Origin of the sequence: Lysinibacillus sp. NPDC093197 (genome assembly GCF_044754025.1) — a bacterium.
Taxonomy (GTDB): domain Bacteria; phylum Bacillota; class Bacilli; order Bacillales_A; family Planococcaceae; genus Lysinibacillus.
This window is the reverse complement of record NZ_JBIVOH010000001.1, coordinates 32,421-58,698: the sequence shown is the minus strand read 5'-3', so window position 1 is coordinate 58,698 and position 26,278 is coordinate 32,421. Positions and strand designations below refer to the sequence as shown.

Here is a 26,278-nt window from a genome sequence, read left to right as displayed (position 1 = left end):
GATAATAAATATCCTCCATAGATAATTGCGGAAGGAAAAATAAAAGAGCACCCAAGTGGATGCTCTTTATCATTATTTCTTTGTAATACTTAACGAAGTAACTTTAGTCGGATCACCAGGAGTTAATATAGCTACACCCAAAAGATTATATAATTGCAAACTTAAAGAATCACCCGCGATTAAGTTTACTGTAGCTTTTTTAGTTAAATAATTCGTAGGTACTACTGGATTTACCACACTATCTGTAATTTGAGTTCCATTTACCTGTATTCTTGAAGATACCAATATTGGTGTAGTGAGATAAACATGATACTCAAGTTCATAAGTTCCTGATTGTTGAACTGTGAAAGTATTACTTCCAACATTTACAGTTACATTGTTTAACTGTTGATCGTTAGGTAATGGGATATCTGTTCCACTCAATACCACAGCAATCATTGCCCCAGTTGTGTTTTTTGCAGAGTTTAAAACTGTGCTATTCTCGTCTTATCCTTCTCTATCTCTAAGTTTTATAACGAGCCTTCACCATACAGGCGACTTTCATCGCATACGGCGATCCGTCAGCGATAGATATTTAAAACTTATTTCCCCTCAGATAATTATATATTAATTTAAATAATGTCAATACTGACGAATGTTAATAGTAATGTTAATAACAATATAAATAACGCTAAGCCTTTGCTTACGTTTACTATGTTACTAAACAATATGGGACGATTATGCCGTTTGCTGTGCGTCCATTGTTGTTAATAATTGCGTATATTCTTCATCTGCTAGCTGATTCTGCATAGCACCATACTCATATCGTTTACGTTCAATTTAAAACTCATCGCAGCTTACCCAAAATGATACGTTTGGAACATCTGGACCCTTTGGCACATTTGTAACATTTCATAAATTTAACTACATCGGACCTCTTAGTTTAAGGCTGTTTTCTCAAAGATTGTTGCTTCTGGTTTGGCTATCTTCTTCAACTAAAGCACCCTAGAGTTTAGTAGATTTCTTCACAAACTTGTATTTTTAAACTAAATTAATTATCACTGTCCACACGCTACTTTATTTTTCTTAAGTCAATTATAAGCCATTTTAAGATTGCAATTATTAGTATTAAAAGTGGAATTGCCTGGACGATAAAAAAACCTGTCCAAAAATCTTTCATAGTACTGGTCGGTGAGTCTGTTGCCATTCCACCTATAAAAAAAGCAAATGGCGTTGCGATTACAATCAATCCCAAACTAAACATAATGAATGACAATTTTTTACTTTTAATCTTTTTAATCTTCGGTAATCCAGCCGACCAAAATAAAATTCCTGCAACTAACAAAATCAAAATAAGACAACTACCCCAAACCATCAAATACCTCAAAGCCTCTACCTCCTAACTAAACGATAGCCCATCCCACTTTTCTGTAAAGATGAAGATGCACCTACCGTCTACTATTTTACCGCAAAAACCCATATCATTATTCAACTAAACTGCTCCGTTAGTTGAATAGCAACAATCTTTTCGAAAACAGCCTAGTTTAATAAAGGAATTACATTTATAATAGGTTCCTCATAAGGATGAATAACATTTATTGCGTTTTTCACTTCTTCTATTTTTGAATATAGACATCTAAATTCCAGCTTACATTCAGTTCCAAATGAAATTTCTCCAATTTCCCCATCATAGGGTACCGCTTTGTCAAGTGGCCTCCAATATCCCTTTGTAACAGTATAAGAAACAACATGGTCATAATTACCGACCGTTAAAACCCCTAATTTATTTAGCTCATTCCTTAGTTGTTCAATGTATTCTTCTGATAGTAAGACTTCAACTTTTACTGATTTTATATCCATTTGACACCTCAAAATTTTCATAGTTTTCTAAATGATACATAATTCTACCTAATAAATCTTCTAAAAATGTCAGTCTTATATTTTTAAGCATAAAAAAAGAAGGGGTCCAAGGTTACTTCATCATCAAATAAATAACTCGTACTCGTTGTACGCTTATATGGCTCATATTAAGCTTTGCACCAATCCAACGGAAAGGCATGCCCTCTAGCAACCAGTAAAGTACTTCTTGCTCTATATCTCCAGCTACCTTGCTTGTTAAATTTTGAACCAAAAGTAGTTCTTCTTTAATCTTGTTAATTCGCACTTCTCGCGCTGCTCTGTTTTGAACATGCGTATGTACTAGATCACTTGTGCCACCAACTGCTTTTGGCATTATTGCCTCAATTCCGTATTGTACAGAAGATGCGGCTGCTGTAATTGTAACAAGTTCGTCCTTCATTCTCATGTACTTACACATGTTGTCGTGATACTTCTTAATGGCCTTATCTAGTTGGTAGCGATTTAATTCTTTTTTCTCTTTTAACATAGTTTTGCCCCCTATGATATAATCCTTGTTTACTAAGCCATTAAAGGGCGCAATTCGAGCTGTAGCGTGTGATGACGCTATAGTTTTTTTTGTTTTCAAAGGCTATGAACTATACAAACATTACTATCACATCATAATAATAGTAAGGTAAAGCTAAACTTAGCCTTACGTCTCCTTTTCTTTTTACTAAGGGTCACTCCATCCCAAGTGGCTCTTTTTTTATTTTCTTATCTCATAAAAATATATTTTTTAGTGCTTCTAAATGGTTTAACACCCCACTCATTCTCTACAGGGAACATATTATAAATTGTAGAAAGGAGGTGGTTTTATGGGATACTATGGTGGAAATGTTGGTGGCATTGAAAACGGCGGCTATTCTGGCGGCGGTTATGGTAATGGTTCTCAATTTGCCCTAATCGTTGTTCTATTTATTCTTCTAATTATTGTCGGCGCTACTTTCTTGAAATACTAGATATTAATTTTCCATTCTAAGGGTCGCCTCCCAATCCGGTGACCCTTTTATAGTTTCTTCCCTCATATTGTTCAGTAACTACATCGCTAATTTCCGTGTAAGTTCTCCTCTGCCCCTCTCAAATGTTGCTTCGACTAACTTCTTAGGTATATTAGATCATTCGTTATACTTTTTACTATAATTATTCCATTCAATTTCACCTTGGGACTTTTCTGTTTTAGGTTCAAATTTAGGTTACTTTTTCATTTCGTTGGCTTTTAAGTGGATAATCATAATTGATTTTTGTTACCACACCAGGAGTCTACGAAGTTACTTTCATCGTATCAGGTGTGGAACATAACCATCACATTCATATCAACTATCTAGGAATTATCATTCCAGATGATTTTTTTACAGCCGTCCTTTATGCCTTAAGTGTAAATTTGCGGAAATAAATAACTTTAAACAGTTCCTATACTTTGGAATTGAGCTAGATTACTGAAGATCATTATGTTTGAAAGAAGGAGCTAAAAAACAAAACAGGTGTGGAATTCTAAAAAGAATAAAGCTTGAAGGTGAAATGTGTCTAGTAATACTAACAAACGGGTAAAGAATACATAGTTAAAGCAAACAGGAGGTAATTGTTAATGAAGAATCAAGTTATTGGTGTATACGATAATGAACAAAGAGCGGCTGAAGTTGTCGAAGATTTAAAAGAGAAGGGCTATACAACAGAGGAGATTTCAGTTATTACTAAAGAAACAAAAGAACTATCTAAAAACACACAGGAAGTAAAACCTTCCACTATGGATGGAGCCCTTGCTGGAGCTGCAACTGGAGCTGCCATTGGCATAGCAGGCATGATAGCAGGTTTATCCACTGTGTTGATTCCCGGATTTGGCGCTGTGTTGGCTGCAGGTCCTATTATTACAACAATTGGAGGAGCAGTCGTAGGTGCTAGCTCTGGTGCTGGTGGATTAAAGCATGCTCTTATGGAAATTGGAGTCCCAGATGATGAAGCAGAACGCTATTCGAATGACGCTCAGGATGGTAAATTTTTAGTATTTCTTCACTCCAAAGAGTGAGGGCGGTTGAATGCTCGTTGTTCGCATAAATAACACGTAATTATTTTAGAAAGTTGCTCAATCACTTGAAATGGAAAGCACGTGAGATTCCAGTTCTTAAGATGCAGGTTTGATTCCTGCCGAGTGCGGACGAAATTAGTGAGTTTCTATGTTTGTATGGATTTTGTACAAACATAGAAACTTTTTTGTTTGGGTGCTTTTCAATTGCTAGTATCGAGTGACTTCTTAATTATCCGTAATTCTTCTACCTGCGATTTCAATTTATGCTACTAGTACAGGCTCCGAACAAGTCTGTCTTTCCCCTAATATTTAGATTTTTTTGTTACAATTTTGTGTTTTATATTTTCTATTTTATTATTTTTTTTTAGAATAAAAGAAGAATCAGAATATTAAAGGAGGCGTTTTACAAATGAGAAAATTGTTTTTTATGTTGACTTGTTTGGTTCTTTTATTCTTTTTCACTGGAAATATAGCTTTTAATGCTTCAACTGTAGTTGCAGCTGAACAGAATGCTGATTTTGCCATTACCATTTTAAATGAAAGTACGATGCGTTTAGAATTATTAAATGATGAGACAACAATTGAAAACGATGAAGTTGGATATATTATTGTTAAAAAAGGTGATTATTCGGAGGTATTGCCAACTTAAGCAATAGAAAGTAATGAGAATGAGGTTAATTTAATTTATAAATCAGTTGATAATGGACTGATTATAGAATTACATACCGGTGAACAACCGATTCAAACGACTACTTTAGCTCGTTAATGGAATTGTGCATTAGGAGTTCTTGGTGGTTATTATCTTGGTGCAATAACTGGTTTAGGGGTTGGTATTGGTGCTGGAACTGTATTACCTGGTATTGGAAAAGCAGTTGGTGCTGTCGGAGGAGCTATTATAGGTGCAGCGGGTGGAGCTATGTCAGGTGCAGCATCCTCTTGTTTTGATTAGCGTATAGGAGGAATTGTATGTTTGATATAGATAAAGTTTTTTGTTGGCCGATGATATTTGCTTATTATGTTTGCATGATTTTGTGGATTCTATTACTTTTAGCATTAGAAACAAATTTACTTTGGGTTTTTTTGAATCCGCTAAATTTTGGATTAATTTTTAACATAGTGTTTGGAATTACTTATCAGATTAAAGCTAAAAAAGAATAAAATGAGTAATTTCCATAAAATATTTATATATAATTAGCTCATTCATCTGCTTATAAAATATATGTTTTTAAGAGGATGAACAGTTTGTCACTATAATATCTCGAGGGTGCTTCCCTCGGGGTATTTTTTTGTAGTTAAAATCAACTTTCCTGAGTGTTTATGTGAAAATCATCTCTTGTAAGAACAATTATTTTTAGCGTTTTCTTCTAAAGGGCATTCGTCTCGATTTACTTTCTCAATATTGCAGAGGTTATCGCATTAATATATTGTTGTATTCAATAACATGGTTCAATAACTTAAACTGTTCAACTAACCATCGGAGGTATTTAATTGATAAATAAAAAAGACCAACTAAACACTATTAAAGAAGATTTTATGAATTGTCAAAAAGTACTATTGGCTATCGGTGATGAAACCCGCCAATCGATTTTGTTAGTTTTAATGGGAACCGATTGTCAAACAGGATTACGAGTTGGTGAAATTACTGAACAAACACACCTTTCTAGACCTGCAGTGTCACATCACCTAAAAATTTTACGAGATGCTGGAATTATTTTAATGCGAAAAGAAGGTACAAAAAACTTTTATTATATTGATATACGGACAAAATTAAGCCTATTAAAAACGCTTATTGTGGATATTGAAACATTGTTAAAGCAATACGATTGAAAATAGCTTATTAATACAATTATGGAGGAATGAACACAGTGAAAGCGTTGGTTATTGATAAATATGGTAAAGCTCCGATGCGTTTAACGGAAATACCTACACCTGAAATGAATGATTACGAGGTACTTGCAGAAATTCATGCAGCTAGTATTAATCCTATTGATTTTAAAATACGTGATGGAAAAGTGAAAATGTTACTCAAGTATGAAATGCCGTTAATTCTCGGAAATGATTTTTCTGGCGTTGTAATTAAGGTTGGCAAAAAAGTGACTCGTTTTAAAGTTGGAGATGAAATATATGCACGTCCACGCAAGAATAAAATCGGTACTTTTACGGAATATATCTCTGTTCATGAAGATGATGTAGCGCTAAAGCCTAAAAATTTGAGCTTTGAGGAAGCTGCATCTATCCCCCTTATTGGCCTAACCTCTTACCAAGCTTTACATGACATCATGCAATTACGAAAAGGGCAAAAAATTTTAATTCATGCCGGTTCCGGTGGTGTCGGTACGTTTGCTATTCAACTAGCAAAAGTTATGGGTGCCATAGTGGCAACAACTGCTAGTGAAGCTGGCGCAAATTTAGTTACATCTCTTGGTGCAGATGAAGTAATCAATTATAAAACAGAAAAATTTGAAGATATACTTAAAAATTATGATGCAGTGTTTGATACCATTGGAGGACAAACACTTGAAAAATCTTTTAATATTATTAAAGACGGAGGGAAAATTGTTTCCGTTTCGGGTACGCCGAATGCTCGTTTTGCTAAAGAATATGGCTCAGGGCTTTTCAAAACATTGTTATTTTCCGTAGCAAGTCATAAACTTACTTCTCTTGAAAAGAAGCATAGGGCTCAATATTCGTTTTTATTTATGAAGCCAAGTGGCGATCAATTACGTATTATCGCAGACTTCATTGAGTCAGGTAAAATTACACCTGTAATTGATCGAATTTTTTTATTCGAAGATGCACAAAAGGCAATGGAATACGTAGAATCTGGAAGAGCTAAAGGGAAAGTAATTTTAAAGATCAAATAGTTCCAAGAACAACTGCTTCCTTTCCATATGACTTGCACTATATCAAATAGTGAGACCAAGTAGGCATGTAAATCTTTGTCCTCTAACAATGCCTTTAAATCCACCTAGTAAACTAGTGTTAGCGTCCCATTTATAGATAAATAGGAACCTCACTAAAATAGTGAGGTTTCCTTTTGCTTTAATTATGGAGCAGTAACAGTTACTTTTTGAACAGTTTTAGAACCATCTTTCATAATAGAATAAAGCGCATATGAAACCCTTGTTCCTGGACTGTGCCAATCACCGAAACCATCGTTACCTTTATAAGTAATATCCGCATACTTTGGACTGCTCTCGTCAGCTTCATTAGTATTGGAAACTAGAATATACATTGTATAATGTGACCAATTTGGATCACTATTGCCGTTCCAAGATATATTTATTTCCCCAGAGCCTGTCGCCCCAGGTGTTGCCTTTAAGTTAATTGCTGGATTTACTGGCACTACATTTCCGCTATTCTCGTTTTATCTTCTCAGTTTATAACGAGCCTTCACCGTACGAGCGACTTTCATCGCATACGGCGATCCGTCAGCAATAGTTTTCAACTTATTTCCCCGTCAACATCTTAATTTTATTTCTATATGAAATCAATAGAATTTCGACAAGGTAAAGAAATCTTAACTTTCTATTGTTTTCGCTCTTTACAATATAGTTCATCCCAAATGCTAGCTGATTAGTAAAATTAAAAAGCCATCTCCGATTTGGAAATGACTCAAATACTTAATCACACGAGCTTCCTGAAGAATCACTGCTACTCGAAGTGGTGTCCGAACAATTATTATTATCCGTGTTAGTTAACGAAAATACAGAACCTGTTGTATTAAAGTCAGTCGCATTATTACCTGAATAGCTAGAACTACTAGAAGCATTAACATTATTACGATCTGTCTTTTTCAATGTAGTTACAATCCCAATACATATAGCCAAAAATATCATTACAATGAAAAACGCCATTCATTACACCTCCTATCGATAACAATTTAATTTTATCACTTAAACATTATTTTCACTATGGACACTCGCTCTGTCTTTCCCTTGTGAACTAACCTGCTAGTTTCTATTTCAGATTAGACAGATCAATCTCTTATATGTATTTCCCTATTTGGAAATGTTTTTAGGCTAGGAAATAAAAAAATAATTTCCCGGGTAAGCGCAAGAAACGACAAGTTTTACATTACTAGCAGAATTCCTGATTAATGATTTATTCATCTTGCCCTTGTTCCAGCACTGGATGATAGCAGTTGGAATAAAGGAACACCTTCTTGCCAACAATGTTTTCTCCGACGAAATCTTTCAAAAAATGACTAGTATCTATGAAAGGGAAATATTTAAACAAGAACTAACGTTTCTAATTTAGGGTAATAACCTTTAAAAATAATTAATTATTCATAGGGAATAGTTGAAAAACCTTACCTTGCAAGGTAAAGGCTTTTACGTATTATTCACTAATTGTCGTGTTAGGGCACTATCTTATCATGGTATTGCTCCTCCACTTGATTAGTGTATGCATTAATTTAAATATTTCCCGTGCTTTGGTAGAGCTATTTGATCAAAACTTTCTACAAGCTTCTTAAGGTTGTTCTTGAGTTCTTCTCCATTCATCGCCAATCCATGACCTGTAATAGCTATGAGAGGTTTTAGTGCTTCTAACTTCTCAACAGATTCTCGCGCAGCTTGCCAATCCGTTGTTAAATATTGAGGTGGACCACTAATCTCTTTTGCTTGTGTTAATACTTTATAAAGTGATTCTTGTTTGACAGTAACAAATGCATCTCCAGCAATGAGTACTCGATCCTTTTCACGAAACAACGATATATGTCCTGGTGAATGACCAGGTGTGTGTATCCACCGAAAACCTGGCATAAAAGGAATACTTCCGTCAGAAGGAATTGTTTCAATATTGTCACCTAAGTTAATAGCTTCATTAGGGAATAAAGGTGACATCTTGGCAATTAGTCCATTACTTACAGAAGGATCAGGTTCTGGATAGTTTTGTTTTCCTGTTAAATAAGGCATTTCTAAAGAATGGGCATAAACAGGGACATTCCAACGCTTTATTAATTCTATAATTCCTCCGACATGATCGAAATGGCCGTGAGTCAAAATGATTGCTTTTGGACGAGAATTAGGACCATATCGTTCCTCTATTACTGAAATTATCTCATCCGCGCTTTTTGGCATACCTGCATCAATCAGTACAAATTCATTAGTATTCTTATTACCATAAAGTACAATATTTACAATTTGAATTGTATACTGATATAAATCAGGCATTACTTCTATACCGACCCCACTTCCCACCGAAGTAGCAGGTATAAACTTATAATCTTCACCATAATTCAAATCATTGTCCATATTAAACCCTCTTCCTTCACTTACATCCATTAGAACTCGCATTTTAATGTAAGAAAAGCCACAACCCGAAGATTGTGGCACTGTTTCATTACTTCTTTTCTTTTTGTTGTTCTTTCTGTTGTTGCTTTTCTTCTTCTTTTTCTTCTTCAAACTCTTCAGGTAAAAATTCATTTGCAAATTCTTCTTGTTCTAATTCGTTCTTTTTCTTTTCTTTAGTCATGAGACTCACCTCCAATAGATACTAATCTATCCTTAATAGCAGGATTTATACTTTTTACTTTACGAATACTTCAAATAACGTATAAATAAACAACATACAGCCAAAATAATATTTCGTAGTGTTTCACTACTTATAGGGCTGCAGTGTGAAAATAAGCGCTGTAGCTTTTTTATATTTTTCATAAAAGCAAATGGTTTAAATTCAAAACATAAGTTTTTCCATTATAGCCCAGACTTTATTAGAAGTTGGATTTTTAATCGTTTGTTCTCGTTCATTTTGAAAACCACGCCTTACCAAACGAAATCCTCTTGCTTCGAGATCTGCAATAGCAACATCTAACTCTTTATTATTTTTCCGCTGTATTGGTGGTAATCTAAATACACCATTTTGTGCTGATAAACGATTGAACATTCAATCATCCCCTTTAAAATATTCAGCTTATCGTGAGCAAAATGGATATGTTTTATTCTGATAGTACACTTAAAAAACATACTCATTATAAATAAACCAATTGGGGAATTGGATGTATTCCTAACAAACGAACCCTCAGGCAGTACAGAGAATGCAAGAAAATACTAGGTTGACATCATGGTGAAATAAGAACCAAAATGCAATACCTCTTTCAAATCTCAAATTTCAGAGGTAAAGAAACACAATACCGTGATTTACTTCGTGATGTTTTCTTAGCAGAAATGACATAACGGATTGAAATAGGTTATCATAATGCTCAATTAATCCCCAAGTAGGAGTGGCCAAGATTTAGAAGTGACTCCACCACCTGAAGGTTTCCCAGTACCACTTATGCCAGAGATGCCAAATGAACACAATCCTGGTCTTAATGATATGAATTATTAATCATTTTAAGCTGTAACGTGAGTCGACGTTACAGCTTTTTAATGTATAAGTAACCTTAATTTGCACACATTATTATGGAGTGTATCGCACGCACTTATTAGGTTGTGATGCTAGTTGACCGTCACTACCTCCCTCAATTCTTACTTTGGGTCACTTCTTTGCATTGTGACCCTTTTTTGTGCTTAAGCTATATCGTTCTGCTTCTCTTTATTTGTTATAGAATAAATGTAATAGTTTATAACGCTTCGCTGTTATAGCCTTTAAACAGATATGAGTTAAAAATATTTGTAGGATACAAAAGCACCTTCTGCACAAGCTATATTCAGGAGGTGATTTACAATGGCAAACCAAAACTTTGGGAATAAGTCTGACGTTAATCAAATTAAACAACAAATTCAGCAAGCTGAAGCAAACAAACAACAAGCTTCTGGAACTGCGAATTCAATGAGTCAAGAATTCGGGATGGAATCTGATGTTAATCAAATTAAACAACAAATCCAACAAGCTGAAGCAAACAAAAAATTCGCATCTGGTCGATTTGCAAATGAAAACAATTCAAATTAAGCTATTTAAACCGACAAATTTTTGTCGGTTTTTTTTATCTTCATTTGATTGTTTACTAAACTTTCCACATAAAAAAACAGAGTTGTTCTACAAAATGTAAAATCAACTCTGGTAATGATATTTTATTTTTATTTTACTAATTGTCTCATAATAATTTCTTCGCCAATACGGCCTGTTAACCTCTCATTTGTATCTTCAAATCCCACTTTTAAATATAGTTTTTGTGCAGGTATATTATCTTTGTCTACAACTAAAACTATTTCATCGCAATTCGGGAATTCTGCTTTAACAAACTCACCGAGTAATGTCATTCCTTGTTTTGCATACCCTTTTCCTTGCTCTGTATGATTTATGGATAGTGCAGTCAATAGCAAAGCATTTAAATTACTCGAATATTTCTTTACTCTTTCATTTGAATTAAGGAGGAAGAAACCAACAGGTGTATTATCACTTAAAATAACAACACGATACTGTCCTTCATTAACTTCTTCAAATTTGCTTGGAAGTGCAGAAAATTGTTTTTGTTCTTCTGTAAGTACAAAAGAATTTAGTTCTTTCATATATTTACTTGAAAAATGCTTTAATTCGACCTGTTTAAATTTTTCCATATGACTATTCCCCACTTATTTTTCATTTCCTATATTTTACTATCTACTTATGTTTCGGTCATTATTTTTCTGAAATATTTAAAAATTGATTATCGAAAGTATTGGCGGGAATGCATTTGTAATTGAATACACATAAAAAACTGGAAAAAGCTGCAGCGTCGTTACACGCTACAGCTCTAAATGGTTTAGTCAATTCATTATAACACAAAGGAAGACAAACTATGGCTTAAGACAAATGTCAGTTAAAGGAAGTAGTCACAGAAGGTTGAGGACTTTTTTATCGCATTTATAGGTTTTAGTATTGTTGACCGTCGCAACTTTCTACTTCACTTCTACAGGGTACACTTGTTTGTTTACAAAATGTATCACTATTAGTATTTTCAAAATGTTAGTTCTAAAGGGTTGGATAAAAACCTCTACACTTTTAAAAACTATACATATTATATAATTAGAAAGGAGGGATAGTCATGGGATACCAAGGAAATGTTGGAAATTACAACAATAGTTGTTATTATGGAGGCGGAAATGAAGGCGGAGGTTATGGTTCTACATTTGTTTTAATCGTTGTTCTATTTATTCTATTAATCATTGTGGGAGCTACTATCGTGTATTAATTTTTTTTTAGTTTAATCAAAGTCTATTTTTACCTAGCAGATTTTATTAGCTAAAAGTCTCTTACCCTTCTCTTAATTGAACCTCCAAGTAGTACCATTTATTTTCAATTTATAAATTATAATTTATATCCTCTTGATATTTATCGCAATTCATTTTTACAACTTTTCATTATATTAATTATAGAAATAAATAAATTATAGAATGGAGGGAAGTAATTATGTCTCAAGAATATTATGGTGGTAGTGGTAATGGATCAGGTTCAACATTTGCGCTAATTGTAGTACTATTTATCCTTTTAATTATTGTTGGTGCTACTTTCATCTCATATTAAATAGTTAAAATGCATACTGATTCTGCGCTCGCTTTTAAGCCCATAATTTTTTGGATAGCGTAGACTTATCCTTTACCTATCATTCTTTCTTTTAAAGGTCACTTTATTTTAGGTGGCCTTTTTTTTGAGAGCTACTTTCTCTTTCCCTTGCAACATCGCTTTCACTATAGTCTTAACTTATTTTATCTTCATGTTATATAGCTCATCCTGTATTTGACATGTAATCATGTTCATATAATTAATACGGCATTTATATATAGGGTTGGCTTATTTCCCAACTAATATTTAGAGCAACAAGGTCTTATTTTTTTGCGGACAATTACTATTTAACACCTGTCAAGATTCAGTTTTAAAGAAAATACGTGCACACTTGCCTACTTGTATGACTTCAATTGTAAATTCTTATCTAACAAACAGAAAAATTACAGTTTTAAAGAAATTTTTATTGTATACTTTATAGAATGGTTCCAATAAAATGTAAACAATAGGACTGACTGACTCGTGTGAAATGGAGGAATATTATTTTATATGAAGAAAATATTTTTTTGCTCAATTTTAATAGTATCATTTTCATTTTTACTCGTTGGGTGTGGAAGTAAAAATGTTCCTTACGACTATGAATATGATAGATAAAAAAAGACCAAGACAGCTAACTAAGCAATCTTGGTCTTTTAGGTGACAGGCACTCAAACAATTTAAAATTGTTTGAGTGCCTGTCACACTACTATTGCGCTGTACCACGAATCGTTGCGTAGTTTAATTTCCCTGCTACAATAGCTCTCTCGGCAATTATTTTTGCTTCTTCTTGGGTGTTATACCAACCACTAATAAACCGCCATCCATTCTCATTTGAACTATCTTTTACTGGTTCTACGTACGATAAATATTTCTGTTTAATTGCTTCGTTCATCACGGCTATCATTGCTTCTTGACTGCTGTATCTCCCACTTTGAATACGATATTTCCTTGGTTCCTTGTCAAGCTCGACATATTCGATTTTTTTACTTACATCAACTGTCGCCACAGGCTTTAAAAAAAGTGCAATTTCGTCCAAACGACGGTTAACAAGCCCTTGGAGCTTTTTCCCTCCAGCATAGATGTATAATAACATCTCTTTGGTTACTTGTTCCCATTGCCTATTATTCAAGTATTCTAATAGTGAGCTGTTTCTTAGAATGTAGCGTCCTAAATTATATTGGAAACTTGCAAGAGCATCGTACTGATTTTGGTTAAGAGGAACATTAACATAGTATTCTATTGTATTTGCATGCTCTTGAGCTTGCTTTCTCAGTAGTTCCCACGCTTCTTCTTTTGAAATTGTTTGCCCCTTTTCTACTAATTTTCCACTTGGCCATTTTGTTGTTCCATAGCCAATTGTCCAAACATTATCTGAACCAATATAAGCGTCCGCCCGAAACCCTTCCCATTTTGCAATGAGCGTTAGTGCATTATTTGAAATTTCCATATTAAATCCTCCTCTCTCTAATTTAAATTTCTGCACCTTCTCTAGCATATTCAATTCCCGATGTAATGAACGTTCACATATATACTGAGCCCACGTGCCTGACACTCAAACAATTCTGAATTGTTTGAGTGTCAGGCACCTCTATCCATAATAAACTTTTCTAACTCGTTGATTCTTGTTTTTAAATGATTTTCTTTCGCCAAAAAATAAAAGTTTCGAGTATATTTTGGAGACAATGGTTGCCAATTAACGCCCTCTGGTACAATTTTTTGAGAAATTACAGTTTGCCCTATTCCCGCCTTTAGCAACGCCGCTATCATTTCATTGTTATTTAGATAAATATGTATCGGTTTTAAATTTTTCTCTTTTACATACATATCGGAGTAAAATTGTGTCCCCGAATCTTCTTCACGGTTTAACCAGTAACTAGCTTCAGGATCACCAGCTAATACAAGTTGATCTACATTTAATAGACTGCGTTTCAAGCTGCCTGTATCCACTATTTTTTCAATAAACCCTAAATCCGCTTCGTTTTGTTTTAAGTGTTTTACTACTTCTTCTGAATTCATCAATTGTAAGGAAAAATCCATATCTGGAAAGTTCTCTAGAATAGATTTCATTATATTTGGAAGAAAGTAAATCCCACATGTATTAGAACAGGCAATACGGCATTTTGTTCGGACAATTTCTTTGTTATTAAGTGTTTCTATTGTATCTTCCCAGTTATCTAAAATACTTTGCGCTCGATTATAGAGAAAATCAGCATCTCTAGTTGGAACAATCTCATGTCGCCCTTTTCTAGTAAATAGGATCACATTTAATTTTTTCTCCAAATTAAGTATTTGAGTGGATATTGTTGGTTGTGATAGATATAACTCTTCCGCTGCCTTTGTAAAGTTTTTCATTTCATATACTTTCACAAATGTTTTTAAACTTTGAAACATAATCAACACTCCAATTCAATTATTGGTTTTTTTAATAATTGGTATCTAAATTATCAATTTCACAAATAGTATAATCCGATTTACAATGTTTATACAAGGTAAAATTGAATTAATTAACCGGAGGGAACATAATGAAAAACTTTCTTAAAAACATTCCTATACCTATTTGTGGCTTAATTTTAGCACTTGTTTCTTTAGGAAATCTTATTAAAACTGATGGAATGCCGAGATTTGGTATTTTAGTTGGCCTCATTGGAATGGTATTAATGTGCTTGGTAATATGTAAACTCATCTTTACATTTAAACATACGCTTTCTCTTTTAAAAAATCCGATTGTGGCTTCAGTAGCCCCCACTTTTACAATGGGATTGATGATTATTTGCACTTATTATCTTGAAGTCGATTGGCTAACACCTTATTTGTCTTATATATGGCTAGGTATTGTTATCGTGCATTTTATGTTAATGGCTTATTTCACACACTATTTCTTAATAACAAAATCAGTAAAACTCCATCACGTTTATCCTAGTTGGTTTATTACTTATGTAGGTATAGGCGTTATTACTGTAACGTCATGTAATTTTTATCCTGCATTTGGCCGTTCGATTTTCTGGATTGCATTATCTTTATATTTAGTGTTATTACCAATAATTTTGCACCGTGTCTTTACTATAAAAAATATGGAGGACTCTACACTTCCCCTTATTACAATTATTGCGGCACCAGGATCTCTTTGTTTAACAGGCTATTTAAATGCTTTTGATAATAAAAACGTCCTACTTGTCACATTGCTATTTGTCTTATCCCAAGGGCTATATTTTCTCATTTTGACTCAGCTTCCAAAATTACTAGCTATTGACTTTTATCCAAGCTATGCTGGATTCACGTTTCCTTTAGTCATTTCAGCAACTGCCATTACTGCAACTAACAATTTTTATAACCAACTAGGATTTACTTCAGCACTGTTCCATTGGATTGCCATTTTTGAATCGATTATCGCGTTTATTATTGTCTTTTATGTTTTATATAAATATGTTATTTATCTTACAAAACAATATATTGATACTAGAGCAAATTCTATTTAACTAGTTCAGTTGGATTCAAACGAAGAAAGCAACCTAATATGGTTGCTTTTAATTTATTCTCATATGTAATTTCCAAATGTAGTATAATTTAAGGAGGGAGTGTGATAATATTTTGTTGGTAAAAATGAAAAAACAAGGTTTTAATTTAACTGCTTCTGACTTAAGCGATAAATGTTTTGAGCCTCTTATTCATCTTTATAAAATGGGCATATCCAATGAAACGGATACTACTCAATTTAAAGAACAATTTTACATGCAATTATCCCAAGGTCAAAGGGCATTATTTGTGTTTTATACGTATTATAATCATGCCAGTAAATCGCTTATAGAATTTTATTGGTGGAGTGCCTATTATTACGCCCAACCTAAAAGTTGGCTAGCACTTAAAGCTAGTGCTAAGTATTTTGAGGATAAATCCTTGCTAGTGCTTTTTGAAAAGATTGAACAAGTATTTCTACAAAATAATTATCCGAACACTTTAGAAAACTTTACTGTTATACGTGAAGACTTAGACAAAAACAAAGAAATTCAAGCTTCTATTATTTCGCTCCATACTATGTTTGACCAAATAACACCATTAACAGTTAGAAAAATAAATGACCGTATTGAAAAAAACATACAGGAATTTGTTGAATTGATAGATTAGATTGCCCCTAACAGCATCCTTTTCCAGGATGCTGTATTTTTAAATAAGCTGTGTCGTACTTCCCGTATTTACAGTATGACGAGTTAACTCCCCTGCATCCATTTTGTAAACCTCATCGCAAAGCAAAGAAATATCTTCAGGATTATGGCTTGCTAAAAGAATAGTTATTTCCTGCTTTTTAAAGTTAAGAATCATATCGCGCATTTCCGATACACCTGATTCATCCAGCCCATTCATCGGTTCATCCAATAATAGTAATTTTGGTTTTTCCATAATAGCTTGTGCAATCCCTAACCTTTGCCGCATGCCCAAAGAATATTTACGAACTGGTCCTTTATCATTAAAATCGAGGCCAACCAATGTCATTACATTTTCAATATCCTTATCATTGATTTTGTTCTGTATCGAGGCGAGTATTTTTAAGTTTTGAAAACCTGAATAATGGGTCAGAAATCCTGGCGTATCTAACAGTGCACCAAAGGATTTCGGAAAATTACCTTTCCCGATAATGTCACCAAATACACTTACAGTGCCACTACTCGGAACAAAAAGTCCTGCAATCGTCTTAAATAATAGACTTTTTCCTGAACCGTTTCTACCGACAATCCCATAAATTCCAGGTTTATCAATGACTAGTGTTATATTTTTCAGCAGTTCACGGCCTTTTATCTTTTTATACAAATTGTGTATTTCGAGTATTGTCATTTATACAACCCCCTTTTACGTTAAACACCAACTATTTTTTCTCGTAAATTAATAAAAAGCATAGAAAGCACACAATAGGACAAAACGATACATAGCAGGACTATACTATTAGACCAAGCAAAGGTTACCTCCTGCATTTCTCTCAAGCCGAGCAAGAAATACGTTAACGGTAAAAACTTTAGTAAGGATGGAAACAAATAACCGATAGTAGCCGATGAAATCATACTAATAATAACGGTGAACATTGCGAAGACAGCATTATGGATAAATAACGAAAAAATAGTGTGGACAATAAGTAATAGCAATAACGTTAAGATAAATAGCGTAAAATGATGCAACAGCACTTGCCATCCATTCGTGTTTAGGAACAACGATAAGCCTATGTCACTTTGATTCCCTGTTTGATTATTTAATAAGAAAACAACTATTCCCGTAACCCCATAACCTATTCCAAGTGTTCCAACTAAACTGATGCATATCGCAATAAACATACTGTGAAAGCAATGACGGTAACTTTTCATTCTTAGAATGAGATATGTTGGATGATCACGTATCTCACGTAAAATAAACGAACTAAGAAATAGGAGGATAGGGATAAAAATCAATAACCAACGTAATAAGTCGAATTGGATATTTAAAGGCATATAGAACATAAATACAATCTGATTTGCATAGCCATTTGGAATGAGATCGCCATATGAGGCACGAACAAGAATACCATTCAGTACAAAAACGCCAACGATACATAGAACATACGTAAGGTTAAAGAAAGAACGTAAATAGTAGGAAACCAATTTATTCAGCATTATTTTCTCTCTCCGATATACATATCCTTTTTATTGATAATGTAAAATCCAATGAAATATAGTATTAAAATTAATACAATCCAATACTGTAGAATTATATAGGGAACTTCTCCTATTTCAGACATTGTGCTAGTATATTGAAAAATATTGATATGATCATAAAATAAATAGGCAGATATCGCCGTTATTTTTGATAAAAACACACCTATATTCAACATGTTGACTAAAAGAACGACTAAACAAGCTAATAATATCCTTCCTGTAAATACATAGCTTATGTAAAAAAGCAGTCCAAAAGACATTAAAAACAACCATAAAAGAATGACTGACAACGTAGTTAAGAAAATAGGTGTGCTATTTCTTAATAGCTCAGTATGATGTTTATAGTAATAAACACTATAATTACTCCATTGATTCTTAAAATCTAAGACAAATATAGCTTCAAGTACCATTATGGCAACAAGCATTAGACAGAAATATGTAGCTAATTTTGCCACTCGTAAAAGGTTTGCATGATACCAATGCCGTTTCGTAGAAAACCGAATCAATAAATAGTTTTGCACATTCCCCAATGAAAATAATGATATAAGAATAATTGTAAATGCAGGCATGATGATATAAAAAAGAGGATGAAACTCCGTAAGATGAAGTAATAAATCAAAGATATTTCCTTCGACTAATTTTGTTGATAGCAACAAATTATAGAAATATAGCATCAACACAATATAAACGAAAATGATACTCTTTTTGGATGAATATAGCTTTACTTGTTTTTTACTCTTTAAACCGCTCTTCAATCTTTGCTGCCCCTCCTATAAAAAATAGTGTCATCCCCACTACAACAAGCACTACGCCGTATAGAAAAGTTTGTTCAATATGATATTGGTCGATGATATCCACATCAAACAATGCCATCGCATTTAAAGCAGGGTGAATTTTCGCCAATACTGTCACTGAAATAATAAGATAAATAAACGGTATAAATATCGCAATATATTTATTTTGAATTACCGCAGATATTCCTAAACCTAGAGTTGCAAAAATCATCCCACAACAAAACATAATTCCAATCATTATCATCATCATGAGAATTGGTGAACTTACACCGATACTTTGAAAAAAACGTACAGGATCTAATTGATCTCTGGATCTTAACATTGGTACATTTAATAGAAGCTTTAAAACCATTAAAAAAGTAAAAGCAATAATAGGACCAATTGCAACAGCTACTCCTCCTGCAAAGGCATTTACAGCTAAACGAATTGTCATATAGCGTCTTTTTTTCATACGGTATTGTATATAATGATGGAAGCCTGTCTGAATATCTGTTCGATAAGAATGCGCATACGGCATACATGCAATAATGGGAAACGCAATAACGATAAAGGATGCCGTTCCAGCGTTATAGCCTTGTAAAAAGGCGTATACAATCGAAATCACCCCGCTATTAATCCATATTAATGCTTCCAGCATACCGATAAACACAAGTAGCATTGAGGATATCATTGTGATAATTCCCATTTTGGATAACAATGCTCTTTTAAATTCTTGCCTAGTATACATAATCATCTCAAACACCTCAACTTTCACCATCTCCAATCAATTGATTGAATGACCAAAAATTGAGTATCTTATATTTTATTAGTTTAATTAGGTGTCCACGTACCTGCAGTATCAACTGTTTCTAACGTACCTGGAGAAGTTGATATATTTAAATAAACATTCTCCCCTACTAAAGAACTAGCATTTCCTAAATAATCCATTACAATAACTTTGCGCTCTTTGTATGCTTCTTTTTTTGTAACATTTCTAGTTCCCTTTTCAACCCATGACACCAATTTGCCTTTCTGAATATACGTTACTACATTGTAAGCACTGCCCGTAGTTTCTTTAATAGCATCATTGGTCTCTAAATCTTCGAATCTCGGAACTTTCCCTGAATATTCGTGATATGTTGGGGACGCATTTGCAAATGAACCAAGCCCTATAGTTAACAAACTAACAGCTACAATACTGGCAAAAAGTTTAGATTTCTTCATTTTGCTTTCCTCCGAATTGTAAGATGTTTCACTATTTTTGGTCATTAAATTATTATAATCTTACTATTATTCAGTTTATTTAGTAAAGATTTTTTGTTAAAATTGATATATTTAATTGATATTTTATTAGTATACAAGGTAAAGTTACTATTTTTACCGTTGCGTGTTATATAAAAAGACCGACTACTTTTTATTTATAAGTAGCTGGTCTTCTTCTAGATGTTCAATACTGTTTAGCGAGGTTAAAATGAGCTTTACCATAGCCAATATCTAGCTCCCTGTGTGACAATGAACCTGTCAAGCCATGTTTCAAAATTCATCTGCAATCTTTGAATGTCTCCTTCGTGAACAAAGATAAGATAATCATCTTCCCCATTAGCAACTTTTTGCGAATCAATGAACATATAGTCGCCATATCCTCTATAATTACCCATCATAAACCAATTTTTATCATAGGCACTTTGATAATATATATTTGTCTCATATTCATGGATATAATTTAGTATCTCGCTTAACTTAAATATTTCAAAGAAATCATAACCAAGACCTTCAACATTAAATAATTTCGCCCCATCACTTTGTTTTAAAAATAAGGATAATTCTTTTGGTAACACGTGATGGGTATTTAATGTGAATTGCTGTAGTTCATTGTTTGATATTGGACTATTCCACTCACATGTTACATTTAAAATTTCTCCATTTTCCCTTTGGATGGTAATGCTGTTCTCTTTATCTAGCCTTTTATTTAATGATGCTAAGACTAATTCAATAGACATACTAACTTCACCTAATTTCTAATAGTTTACCCACCAAGGAGATACTGTTGTTCTATGAAATGTATATGGCAAAGGAATTAAATTTTGCTTTCCCCGGAATTGTAAGATGTTTCACTATTTTTGGTCATTCAATTATTATAATTTTACTATTATTCAGTTTATTTAGTAAAGATTCTTTTGTTAAAATCGATATATTTAATTGATATTTTATTAGTATACAAGATAAAGTTACTATTTTACCGTTGCGTGTTATATAAAAAGACCGACTACTTTTTATTTATAAGTAGCTGGTCTTCTTCTATATGTTTCAATATTGTTTAGCGTTTTATCTCAAATTCCTGTGGTCCTGCATATGGTGGGGCGATGTTATATTCATAGAAAAAGATGACAGGGTTCCCTTGTTCATTAATATAGAAGTTTTTAGATGTATACTCATCTATTCCTCCAGCACCCTTTGAAGCATAATATTCCTCATAATACCATAATAGATTTTCATCAGCCTTGGCACGCTCCTTCACTTGACGTTCAATCTCAGGATCTACCTTTTTCTCGTAGTCTGGTCCTAGTAAATCAACGAGCGTTAGTTCTTTACCTGTTGTCAGATCAATATTATAAAAATATTTCGTAACAAACGTTAGTCCGTTCGTTGTTTCCGTTTCATTAATGATAAATGACAACGTCTGTTCATTTGAACTTTTCACTTCATAATCAAATTTGTATGTACTCGGCGTATATTCAATATCCTCGGAATACGCTCCTTCCCCAAGGTAATTTTTCTTGAATTCAGCTGAGTCTTGCTTTGCCTTCTCAGCAAGACTCTCAATTTTTTCCTTAATCATCGTATTAATCCGATTTTCTATTGATGGATTACGTATATCAGTGAACTGTGGAATTTTAATATGCGCATCAATATAATCCGTCTTTTCTATATATTCATCAATTGTTATCACTTTGGCTACTGCCCCTAGTACAGGAACCTTTGACACTGCCAGTGCAAATGTAGGGCTTAAGTTCACAAAAAACATAAATATAAGACATGCCGTTAAAGGAATCGCAATAGATTTCATTTTCATAATTGTTATTCTCTTCTTCGGTACTATTTCATCAGCCGTCGATAGTACTTTTTTTCGTATCAATTCCTTATTTGCTAAGTTTTCTTCAATAACACGTTTTAATACTTTTCGTTCATGTTCCTTCATTTTGCTTCAACCGTCCTTCCCAAACTTTTTTCGTATTTCGTGAGTGGTGCGGTAAATATGATTTTTTATCGTGGATTGATTTAAATGCATTAATTGAGCAATTTCAGGAATTGATAGTTCAGCATAATAAAATAAGTAAAATACTTTTTGCACCTTTTGTGGTTTTGATTGCAAAAAGCGCCAAATAGCCGATAGCACTTCTTTATTTTCTACTGTAATCTCTATTTCATTTTCGTATAGCTCACTATTTATATCAGCCTGATTATATTCTTTTTCTTCTTTATTTATATCAAACAACGGTATGATACTTTTTACTTTTTCCTTTAAAGAATAATGGTTGTAGATTTTAGATTTAGCGATTCGTATTACATAGGCCTCTGGATTTTTAATGTAATTGAGTCCCTTGTCCTTTAGTATTTGATAAAGTGCTAAATATGTTTCTTGAATAATATCAGGAATAACACTCGTATGATTGCATTTACTAATGACATATATTAAACATTGATGATAAGTGTTGTCATAAATTTCGTTAAATTTTTCTTCGACTACTTGCGTATCCAAAGACTCACCTCCCTTTAATAATACGAGGGAATGCAATCTACGAATGATTGAACAAACATCTTGAATGTTTTAATTGATTAGTTTCGTTTCTTGGCACAATCAATTGCCAAAATAGGGATCGACTTTTTCTTCTTGTAGCGTTAAAAGCTCCGATACTGTTACAAACTCATATCCGTCTTTTTTTAATGTCATTAATAACTCTGGTAAAGCCTCTGCTGTTGCTGTATGAATATCATGCATTAATACGACAGATCTATTTGTGACATTACTTAAAATTTCTTTTTTTATCGTGGTTGGATTACGATTTTTCCAATCTAGTGAATCAACAGACCATAGGATGGTTGTATAATTATTTGACGCTGTATAGTTTAAAATATCTTGATTGTATACCCCATAAGGAGGACGGAATAAAGTTGATGTTATACCTGTTGCCATTTCAATTATATTGTTTGTTTTATCTATTTCTTCTATCATTTCTTTATGCGTCATTTTCTTTAAATTCGGATGACTAAAAGTATGATTTGCTATTTCATGACCCTCAGCAGCTACTTGTGCCGCAATATGTGGATACATTTCAACTCTGTTCCCCAACATAAAGAAAGTTGCTTTCGCGTCATGCTGCTTTAAAGTTTGTAATACCCGTGGTGTTACTTTTGAGCTCGGCCCATCATCAAATGTCAAGGCTATGTATTTTCCATCAGGATCTAATGCAATTGTTTCTACTTCTTCTATTACTTCCACATTAGGCTCAATATCTTCTGTTATTTCTTCAGTTTCTACAAGCCTTGCCTCATTACTAACAATATTTTCAGCTTGTCCATGCTCCTCGATTTTTCCACCTAATAAGTAATAACTAGCTCCTAACATTATAGTAAAAAACACAATAACCGCCACAATTCTAGCCCATCTAATTCTTTTCCTACCTTTCATTTCAATACACCTTTCTTTTCTAAATTTAATCTTTATAAAATAGAAGAGAATAAGAGAGTTGAAAAAGTTTCAATGAATTTTTAAAAAATATCATTTTTTTGTAGCAATTGCGCTATAACATTTTTCTACCCAGCCAATCTGTAACAAACACATTAAAAATAGTACATTTCTGTGAATGCTAATCCTTAAACGGCTTCTTTCTTACAAAAAAACAGGTCTCTCATGAGTACCTGTCATTTGTTATTGCTTATATGATTAATCAACAGCTTTTCCACTTGTGATTTAAGGGCCTGATTAGCGTAACGGAGCACTACATCATTACCTGCCGTCGCAACTTGCACGTCACTAAAGTATTCATCTACAGGCTGCCATCCTACTACTCGTATGCGATGCTGTGCAAGCTGACGTTTGAGGTTGAAATATTCTTGACGTAATTCCTTAAGCAATGAATCCATTAAAGGTAGAAAGACTATTTTCATTTTAAATTGTTCTGTTTTTTTATAATCAATTTGCAATGACTTCACAGCTAACTCCAACAACAAATATTTGTGTAATAACTGTCTCTCATCAGCTTTAATCATAATAATCAGCTTCCAATTGCGCTGATTGTATATGCTGTAAAGGAATGCGTTTAGTTTTTATAAGCGTTTCCAGTATAAGTTCATTGGTATTGAAATTAATCGATTTTATTAATCCAATCCATTGCGTAGTTTTACTGTCCATCCATACTTCTAACTTAATATTTATTTGCTGATTGTAGGCTTGATTTATTGTTTGTTGTAATTCTTCTAGCTCCCAATCCGTTAGCTCTCTTGGTGGCTCTACATATTCTGTTTGTTTACATGCTCTAAGCAGCTCCAAATGTTCTGGTAACATCATCGATGCCCATTTAATATTCCCTCTATCCTTTATCATTCCAATCACTCCTATGCCAAATGACCACCAACTAAGCGATCTCGTTTAATAGCTGTACCCGCTTTTGTATAAGAAACGGCTCTTAATATTGAGGTAGCCCCAAACCTATTGCGTATGGCATCCATTGTAGGACCAATAATTTGACGTTGTGGTTTACGTTCATCAAATAAATCCAATTGAATGCTATGTTCTTTCTCTAGGTTGGATATTCTGACTGATAATTGTCGTGCTGGCTCTCCAGCAAAATGTTCATCCAGTAATTCAATACAAGTTTTATACATCACAAGCGTTTCACTTGTTGGCACTGCAATTGTTTTAGACCGATGAAACCCTTTGGACATAGCATTATGACTATATGAAAGACCTAAGCTGATTGTACGGCCAACAAACCCTGCATCACGTGTTCGTTTCATTACGTCTTCGCACATTTCTAGGAGCACTACCGAAATCTCTTTTCGTGTGTGATAATCCCTCATTAGCATTTGACCCTTACCAAAACTTAAAGCGCCGTTTGTTATTAATGGCTCTCCTAATTTGGATAAATCTATTCCCCATGCATGGTAATAGAGCTGGTTGCCCATTACACCAAAGCGCTTTTCTAATTGTTCTAAATCTGCATTAGCCAAACCACCAACTGTTTGTATTCCCAGAGCATTTAAATTTGCTTCCATTCGTTTTCCTATACCCCACATCTCGGATAGAGGTCGAACAGGCCATAATTTCTTTGGAATATCCTCATACGTCCATTTCGCAAAACCAGTTTTCTTGGCATCAAGGTCTAAAGCTAATTTAGCTATTAACATGTTTGGTCCCATACCTACTGCACTAGGTACATTAAATTGATCAAGAATAGCTTTTTGTATTTCCTGAGCCGTTTCCTCAGGCGAGCCCCAAAGCTTTCCAGTACCAGTTAAATCAACAAAGCTTTCGTCCACACTATACACATGTATAGCATCAACAGGTACGTAATTAGAAAGCAATTTTGTAATCGTCATCGACATTTGAATAAAGAAGCTCATTTTTGGTTCAAATAATCTAATGTCAGGATGTTTAGGTATTTCATAGCGTCGACTTCCAGTTTTGATTTTAAATTTCTCTTTCATCAATGGTGATGCAGCAAGTACTACGCTGCCTGGTTGGTCAAAGTTGGCAACTACTGCAACTGGCGTTTTTAAAATATCTAGCCCATGTAACATCGCTACGCAGCTGGCATAAAAACATTTCATATCGATACACATAATAGGTCTATTTGGCATTCCCTCATAATTCATACAACTTCACGTCCCTTACTAACAATAGGAATAATGGCTAGAACATTGCTGATTAAAAAAGTACGCCTTGCATGTCTTGTGAAACAAAATGCTTGAAATGAATCCCCAACCATTTTAATGACTTTTACACGCCTTTTTGTCACGGAACCATCTTTCGCTATATACATCATGTTCACTAGTTGACTGCGTTGCATAGCTTTCATCAGTTGCTCTCTCATCTTAGTTTCCTCCTCAGTGCCAGTCATTCAAAAAATTTTGTATCCAATAGTCAACACCATTTTTGTTCGCTTCAGTGTACCTAATTATTATTGGCACAATAATTTTTCCCTTTACCTATCTTATGTAAGAACACTTGTTTGTATACATATTAGAACAAATGTTTGTATCTTGGCAAGGTTCAATTTTTGGAAACAAAAAAAGACCAGTTACTCAAATGAGTCCCTGGCTTATCCCTGTCTAGTAGACGGCTGTAAAATGACTAAGAAGCATCTAAAATCGTGTATTTCTGAGGTTTGTTATGTGCTCCCTACTTAATAATAGGAATGATTGAAAATTATTGAAATAAGTATAGAACATCCTATTAA

The 26,278-nt window shown here is 33.6% G+C and carries 35 protein-coding genes and 3 pseudogenes; 13 read left to right on the top strand and 25 right to left on the bottom strand.

The genetic code is table 11. The features are described 5' to 3' along the window. Positions 1–72: 72 nt before the first annotated feature. The 4 genes and pseudogenes from ACIP9G_RS00350 to ACIP9G_RS00335 form a co-directional block, all read right to left on the bottom strand. A pseudogene (locus tag ACIP9G_RS00350) lies at positions 73–450 on the bottom strand (BclA C-terminal domain-containing protein); the annotation flags it as partial. A 601-nt stretch (positions 451–1,051) separates the two neighbouring features. Further along, on the bottom strand, positions 1,052–1,366 hold the full coding sequence (locus ACIP9G_RS00345; protein WP_401016508.1) for a hypothetical protein: 315 nt from the start codon (positions 1,364–1,366) through the stop codon (positions 1,052–1,054). Positions 1,367–1,518: 152 nt separating this feature from the next. Then, positions 1,519–1,839 carry a YqfO family protein gene (locus tag ACIP9G_RS00340; RefSeq protein WP_401016506.1) on the bottom strand — a complete coding sequence of 107 codons (321 nt, stop codon included), beginning with the start codon at positions 1,837–1,839 and terminating at the stop codon, positions 1,519–1,521. Positions 1,840–1,951: 112 nt separating this feature from the next. Further along, positions 1,952–2,365, bottom strand: coding sequence for a hypothetical protein (locus ACIP9G_RS00335; RefSeq protein ID WP_401016504.1), 414 nt, complete (start codon positions 2,363–2,365; stop codon positions 1,952–1,954). A 328-nt stretch (positions 2,366–2,693) separates the two neighbouring features. Between ACIP9G_RS00335 and ACIP9G_RS00330 the strand changes: the two genes are divergently transcribed. The 6 genes from ACIP9G_RS00330 (at position 2,694) to ACIP9G_RS00305 (ending at position 6,765) form a co-directional block, all read left to right on the top strand. Beyond that, positions 2,694–2,837, top strand: a complete 144-nt coding sequence (locus ACIP9G_RS00330; protein ID WP_401012140.1) for a YjcZ family sporulation protein — start codon at positions 2,694–2,696, stop codon at positions 2,835–2,837. A 626-nt stretch (positions 2,838–3,463) separates the two neighbouring features. Continuing rightward, positions 3,464–3,901: a general stress protein gene (locus ACIP9G_RS00325; RefSeq protein ID WP_401016502.1), complete on the top strand. Its 438-nt coding sequence runs from the start codon at positions 3,464–3,466 to the stop codon at positions 3,899–3,901. Between the two features lie 409 nt (positions 3,902–4,310). After that, the gene (locus tag ACIP9G_RS00320; RefSeq protein WP_401016499.1) at positions 4,311–4,550 is read left to right on the top strand and encodes a hypothetical protein; all 240 of its coding nucleotides are present in this window, start codon (positions 4,311–4,313) and stop codon (positions 4,548–4,550) included. Positions 4,551–4,867: 317 nt separating this feature from the next. Next, positions 4,868–5,059: a hypothetical protein gene (locus ACIP9G_RS00315; protein WP_172771363.1), complete on the top strand. Its 192-nt coding sequence runs from the start codon at positions 4,868–4,870 to the stop codon at positions 5,057–5,059. Between the two features lie 375 nt (positions 5,060–5,434). Continuing rightward, on the top strand, positions 5,435–5,728 hold the full coding sequence (locus ACIP9G_RS00310; RefSeq protein WP_401018127.1) for an ArsR/SmtB family transcription factor: 294 nt from the start codon (positions 5,435–5,437) through the stop codon (positions 5,726–5,728). Positions 5,729–5,766: 38 nt separating this feature from the next. Then, complete coding sequence (locus ACIP9G_RS00305; RefSeq protein WP_401018124.1) at positions 5,767–6,765, top strand: NADP-dependent oxidoreductase; 999 nt, start codon at positions 5,767–5,769, stop codon at positions 6,763–6,765. A 182-nt stretch (positions 6,766–6,947) separates the two neighbouring features. Here ACIP9G_RS00305 and ACIP9G_RS00300 read toward each other — a convergent pair whose 3' ends face one another. The 5 genes from ACIP9G_RS00300 to ACIP9G_RS00280 form a co-directional block, all read right to left on the bottom strand. Continuing rightward, on the bottom strand, positions 6,948–7,247 hold the full coding sequence (locus ACIP9G_RS00300; RefSeq protein ID WP_401016497.1) for a hypothetical protein: 300 nt from the start codon (positions 7,245–7,247) through the stop codon (positions 6,948–6,950). Positions 7,248–7,524: 277 nt separating this feature from the next. After that, the gene (locus ACIP9G_RS00295; RefSeq protein WP_401016495.1) at positions 7,525–7,758 is read right to left on the bottom strand and encodes a hypothetical protein; all 234 of its coding nucleotides are present in this window, start codon (positions 7,756–7,758) and stop codon (positions 7,525–7,527) included. Positions 7,759–8,313: 555 nt separating this feature from the next. Further along, positions 8,314–9,159: an MBL fold metallo-hydrolase gene (locus tag ACIP9G_RS00290; protein WP_401016494.1), complete on the bottom strand. Its 846-nt coding sequence runs from the start codon at positions 9,157–9,159 to the stop codon at positions 8,314–8,316. 88 nt (positions 9,160–9,247) lie between these two features. Continuing rightward, the gene (locus tag ACIP9G_RS00285) at positions 9,248–9,379 is read right to left on the bottom strand and encodes a hypothetical protein (RefSeq protein WP_401016492.1); all 132 of its coding nucleotides are present in this window, start codon (positions 9,377–9,379) and stop codon (positions 9,248–9,250) included. Between the two features lie 201 nt (positions 9,380–9,580). Next, positions 9,581–9,790, bottom strand: a complete 210-nt coding sequence (locus ACIP9G_RS00280; protein ID WP_401016489.1) for a VOC family protein — start codon at positions 9,788–9,790, stop codon at positions 9,581–9,583. 173 nt (positions 9,791–9,963) lie between these two features. On the opposite strand from ACIP9G_RS00280, the pseudogene ACIP9G_RS00275 reads away from it, so the two are divergent. From ACIP9G_RS00275 to ACIP9G_RS00265, 3 genes and pseudogenes are all read left to right on the top strand, one after another. Further along, positions 9,964–10,074 (top strand): annotated as a pseudogene (locus tag ACIP9G_RS00275) (manganese catalase family protein); the annotation flags it as partial. A 40-nt stretch (positions 10,075–10,114) separates the two neighbouring features. Further along, a pseudogene (locus ACIP9G_RS00270) lies at positions 10,115–10,234 on the top strand (manganese catalase family protein); the annotation flags it as partial. Positions 10,235–10,573: 339 nt separating this feature from the next. After that, positions 10,574–10,798, top strand: a complete 225-nt coding sequence (locus tag ACIP9G_RS00265) for a gamma-type small acid-soluble spore protein (protein WP_401016486.1) — start codon at positions 10,574–10,576, stop codon at positions 10,796–10,798. Positions 10,799–10,926: 128 nt separating this feature from the next. Here the strand turns inward: ACIP9G_RS00265 and ACIP9G_RS00260 are convergent, their stop codons facing one another. Next, positions 10,927–11,406 (bottom strand): GNAT family N-acetyltransferase, encoded by a 480-nt coding sequence (locus tag ACIP9G_RS00260; RefSeq protein ID WP_401016483.1) that lies wholly within the window; start codon positions 11,404–11,406, stop codon positions 10,927–10,929. A 467-nt stretch (positions 11,407–11,873) separates the two neighbouring features. Between ACIP9G_RS00260 and ACIP9G_RS00255 the strand changes: the two genes are divergently transcribed. Together ACIP9G_RS00255 and ACIP9G_RS00250 are read left to right on the top strand one after the other, a co-directional pair. Next, on the top strand, positions 11,874–12,020 hold the full coding sequence (locus tag ACIP9G_RS00255; protein WP_401016479.1) for a YjcZ family sporulation protein: 147 nt from the start codon (positions 11,874–11,876) through the stop codon (positions 12,018–12,020). A 218-nt stretch (positions 12,021–12,238) separates the two neighbouring features. Beyond that, a complete protein-coding gene (locus ACIP9G_RS00250) occupies positions 12,239–12,352 on the top strand; it encodes a YjcZ family sporulation protein (protein ID WP_401016476.1) in 114 nt (37 codons plus the stop codon). A gap of 724 nt (positions 12,353–13,076) precedes the next feature. Here ACIP9G_RS00250 and ACIP9G_RS00245 read toward each other — a convergent pair. Then, positions 13,077–13,817, bottom strand: a complete 741-nt coding sequence (locus ACIP9G_RS00245) for a lysozyme (protein WP_401016473.1) — start codon at positions 13,815–13,817, stop codon at positions 13,077–13,079. Between the two features lie 131 nt (positions 13,818–13,948). Beyond that, positions 13,949–14,761, bottom strand: a complete 813-nt coding sequence (locus ACIP9G_RS00240; RefSeq protein ID WP_401016470.1) for a LysR family transcriptional regulator — start codon at positions 14,759–14,761, stop codon at positions 13,949–13,951. A 131-nt stretch (positions 14,762–14,892) separates the two neighbouring features. Between ACIP9G_RS00240 and ACIP9G_RS00235 the strand changes: the two genes are divergently transcribed. Both ACIP9G_RS00235 and ACIP9G_RS00230 read left to right on the top strand, forming a co-directional pair. Then, positions 14,893–15,846 (top strand): TDT family transporter, encoded by a 954-nt coding sequence (locus ACIP9G_RS00235; protein WP_401016467.1) that lies wholly within the window; start codon positions 14,893–14,895, stop codon positions 15,844–15,846. A 112-nt stretch (positions 15,847–15,958) separates the two neighbouring features. Then, positions 15,959–16,492: a hypothetical protein gene (locus ACIP9G_RS00230; protein ID WP_401016464.1), complete on the top strand. Its 534-nt coding sequence runs from the start codon at positions 15,959–15,961 to the stop codon at positions 16,490–16,492. A 39-nt stretch (positions 16,493–16,531) separates the two neighbouring features. On the opposite strand, the gene ACIP9G_RS00225 is transcribed toward ACIP9G_RS00230, so the two are convergent. The 13 genes from ACIP9G_RS00225 to ACIP9G_RS00165 form a co-directional block, all read right to left on the bottom strand. Then, complete coding sequence (locus ACIP9G_RS00225) at positions 16,532–17,197, bottom strand: ABC transporter ATP-binding protein (protein ID WP_401016461.1); 666 nt, start codon at positions 17,195–17,197, stop codon at positions 16,532–16,534. 20 nt (positions 17,198–17,217) lie between these two features. Then, positions 17,218–18,003, bottom strand: a complete 786-nt coding sequence (locus ACIP9G_RS00220) for a hypothetical protein (protein WP_401016458.1) — start codon at positions 18,001–18,003, stop codon at positions 17,218–17,220. Beyond that, a complete protein-coding gene (locus ACIP9G_RS00215) occupies positions 18,003–18,800 on the bottom strand; it encodes a hypothetical protein (protein ID WP_401016455.1) in 798 nt (265 codons plus the stop codon). Before ACIP9G_RS00215 ends, ACIP9G_RS00220 begins: the two co-directional genes overlap by 1 nt. After that, on the bottom strand, positions 18,778–19,566 hold the full coding sequence (locus ACIP9G_RS00210; RefSeq protein WP_401016453.1) for a hypothetical protein: 789 nt from the start codon (positions 19,564–19,566) through the stop codon (positions 18,778–18,780). The genes ACIP9G_RS00215 and ACIP9G_RS00210 overlap by 23 nt, the downstream gene beginning before the upstream one ends. Before the next feature lie 83 nt (positions 19,567–19,649). Continuing rightward, on the bottom strand, positions 19,650–20,042 hold the full coding sequence (locus ACIP9G_RS00205) for a hypothetical protein (protein WP_401016450.1): 393 nt from the start codon (positions 20,040–20,042) through the stop codon (positions 19,650–19,652). Between the two features lie 254 nt (positions 20,043–20,296). Further along, a complete protein-coding gene (locus ACIP9G_RS00200; protein WP_401016447.1) occupies positions 20,297–20,818 on the bottom strand; it encodes an SMI1/KNR4 family protein in 522 nt (173 codons plus the stop codon). 317 nt (positions 20,819–21,135) lie between these two features. Then, a complete protein-coding gene (locus tag ACIP9G_RS00195; protein ID WP_401016445.1) occupies positions 21,136–22,017 on the bottom strand; it encodes a DUF3298 and DUF4163 domain-containing protein in 882 nt (293 codons plus the stop codon). A gap of 6 nt (positions 22,018–22,023) precedes the next feature. Next, the gene (locus tag ACIP9G_RS00190; protein WP_401016442.1) at positions 22,024–22,578 is read right to left on the bottom strand and encodes an RNA polymerase sigma factor; all 555 of its coding nucleotides are present in this window, start codon (positions 22,576–22,578) and stop codon (positions 22,024–22,026) included. A 99-nt stretch (positions 22,579–22,677) separates the two neighbouring features. After that, a complete protein-coding gene (locus tag ACIP9G_RS00185; protein ID WP_401016439.1) occupies positions 22,678–23,508 on the bottom strand; it encodes a polysaccharide deacetylase family protein in 831 nt (276 codons plus the stop codon). 233 nt (positions 23,509–23,741) lie between these two features. After that, positions 23,742–24,089 carry a YhjD family protein gene (locus tag ACIP9G_RS00180; protein ID WP_401016436.1) on the bottom strand — a complete coding sequence of 116 codons (348 nt, stop codon included), beginning with the start codon at positions 24,087–24,089 and terminating at the stop codon, positions 23,742–23,744. Then, complete coding sequence (locus tag ACIP9G_RS00175; RefSeq protein WP_401016433.1) at positions 24,082–24,423, bottom strand: YolD-like family protein; 342 nt, start codon at positions 24,421–24,423, stop codon at positions 24,082–24,084. Before ACIP9G_RS00175 ends, ACIP9G_RS00180 begins: the two co-directional genes overlap by 8 nt. Positions 24,424–24,434: 11 nt before the next feature. Further along, on the bottom strand, positions 24,435–25,694 hold the full coding sequence (locus tag ACIP9G_RS00170; RefSeq protein WP_401016430.1) for a Y-family DNA polymerase: 1,260 nt from the start codon (positions 25,692–25,694) through the stop codon (positions 24,435–24,437). Beyond that, the gene (locus ACIP9G_RS00165; protein ID WP_401016427.1) at positions 25,691–25,912 is read right to left on the bottom strand and encodes a transcriptional regulator; all 222 of its coding nucleotides are present in this window, start codon (positions 25,910–25,912) and stop codon (positions 25,691–25,693) included. Before ACIP9G_RS00165 ends, ACIP9G_RS00170 begins: the two co-directional genes overlap by 4 nt. Between the last annotated feature and the right edge of the window lie 366 nt (positions 25,913–26,278).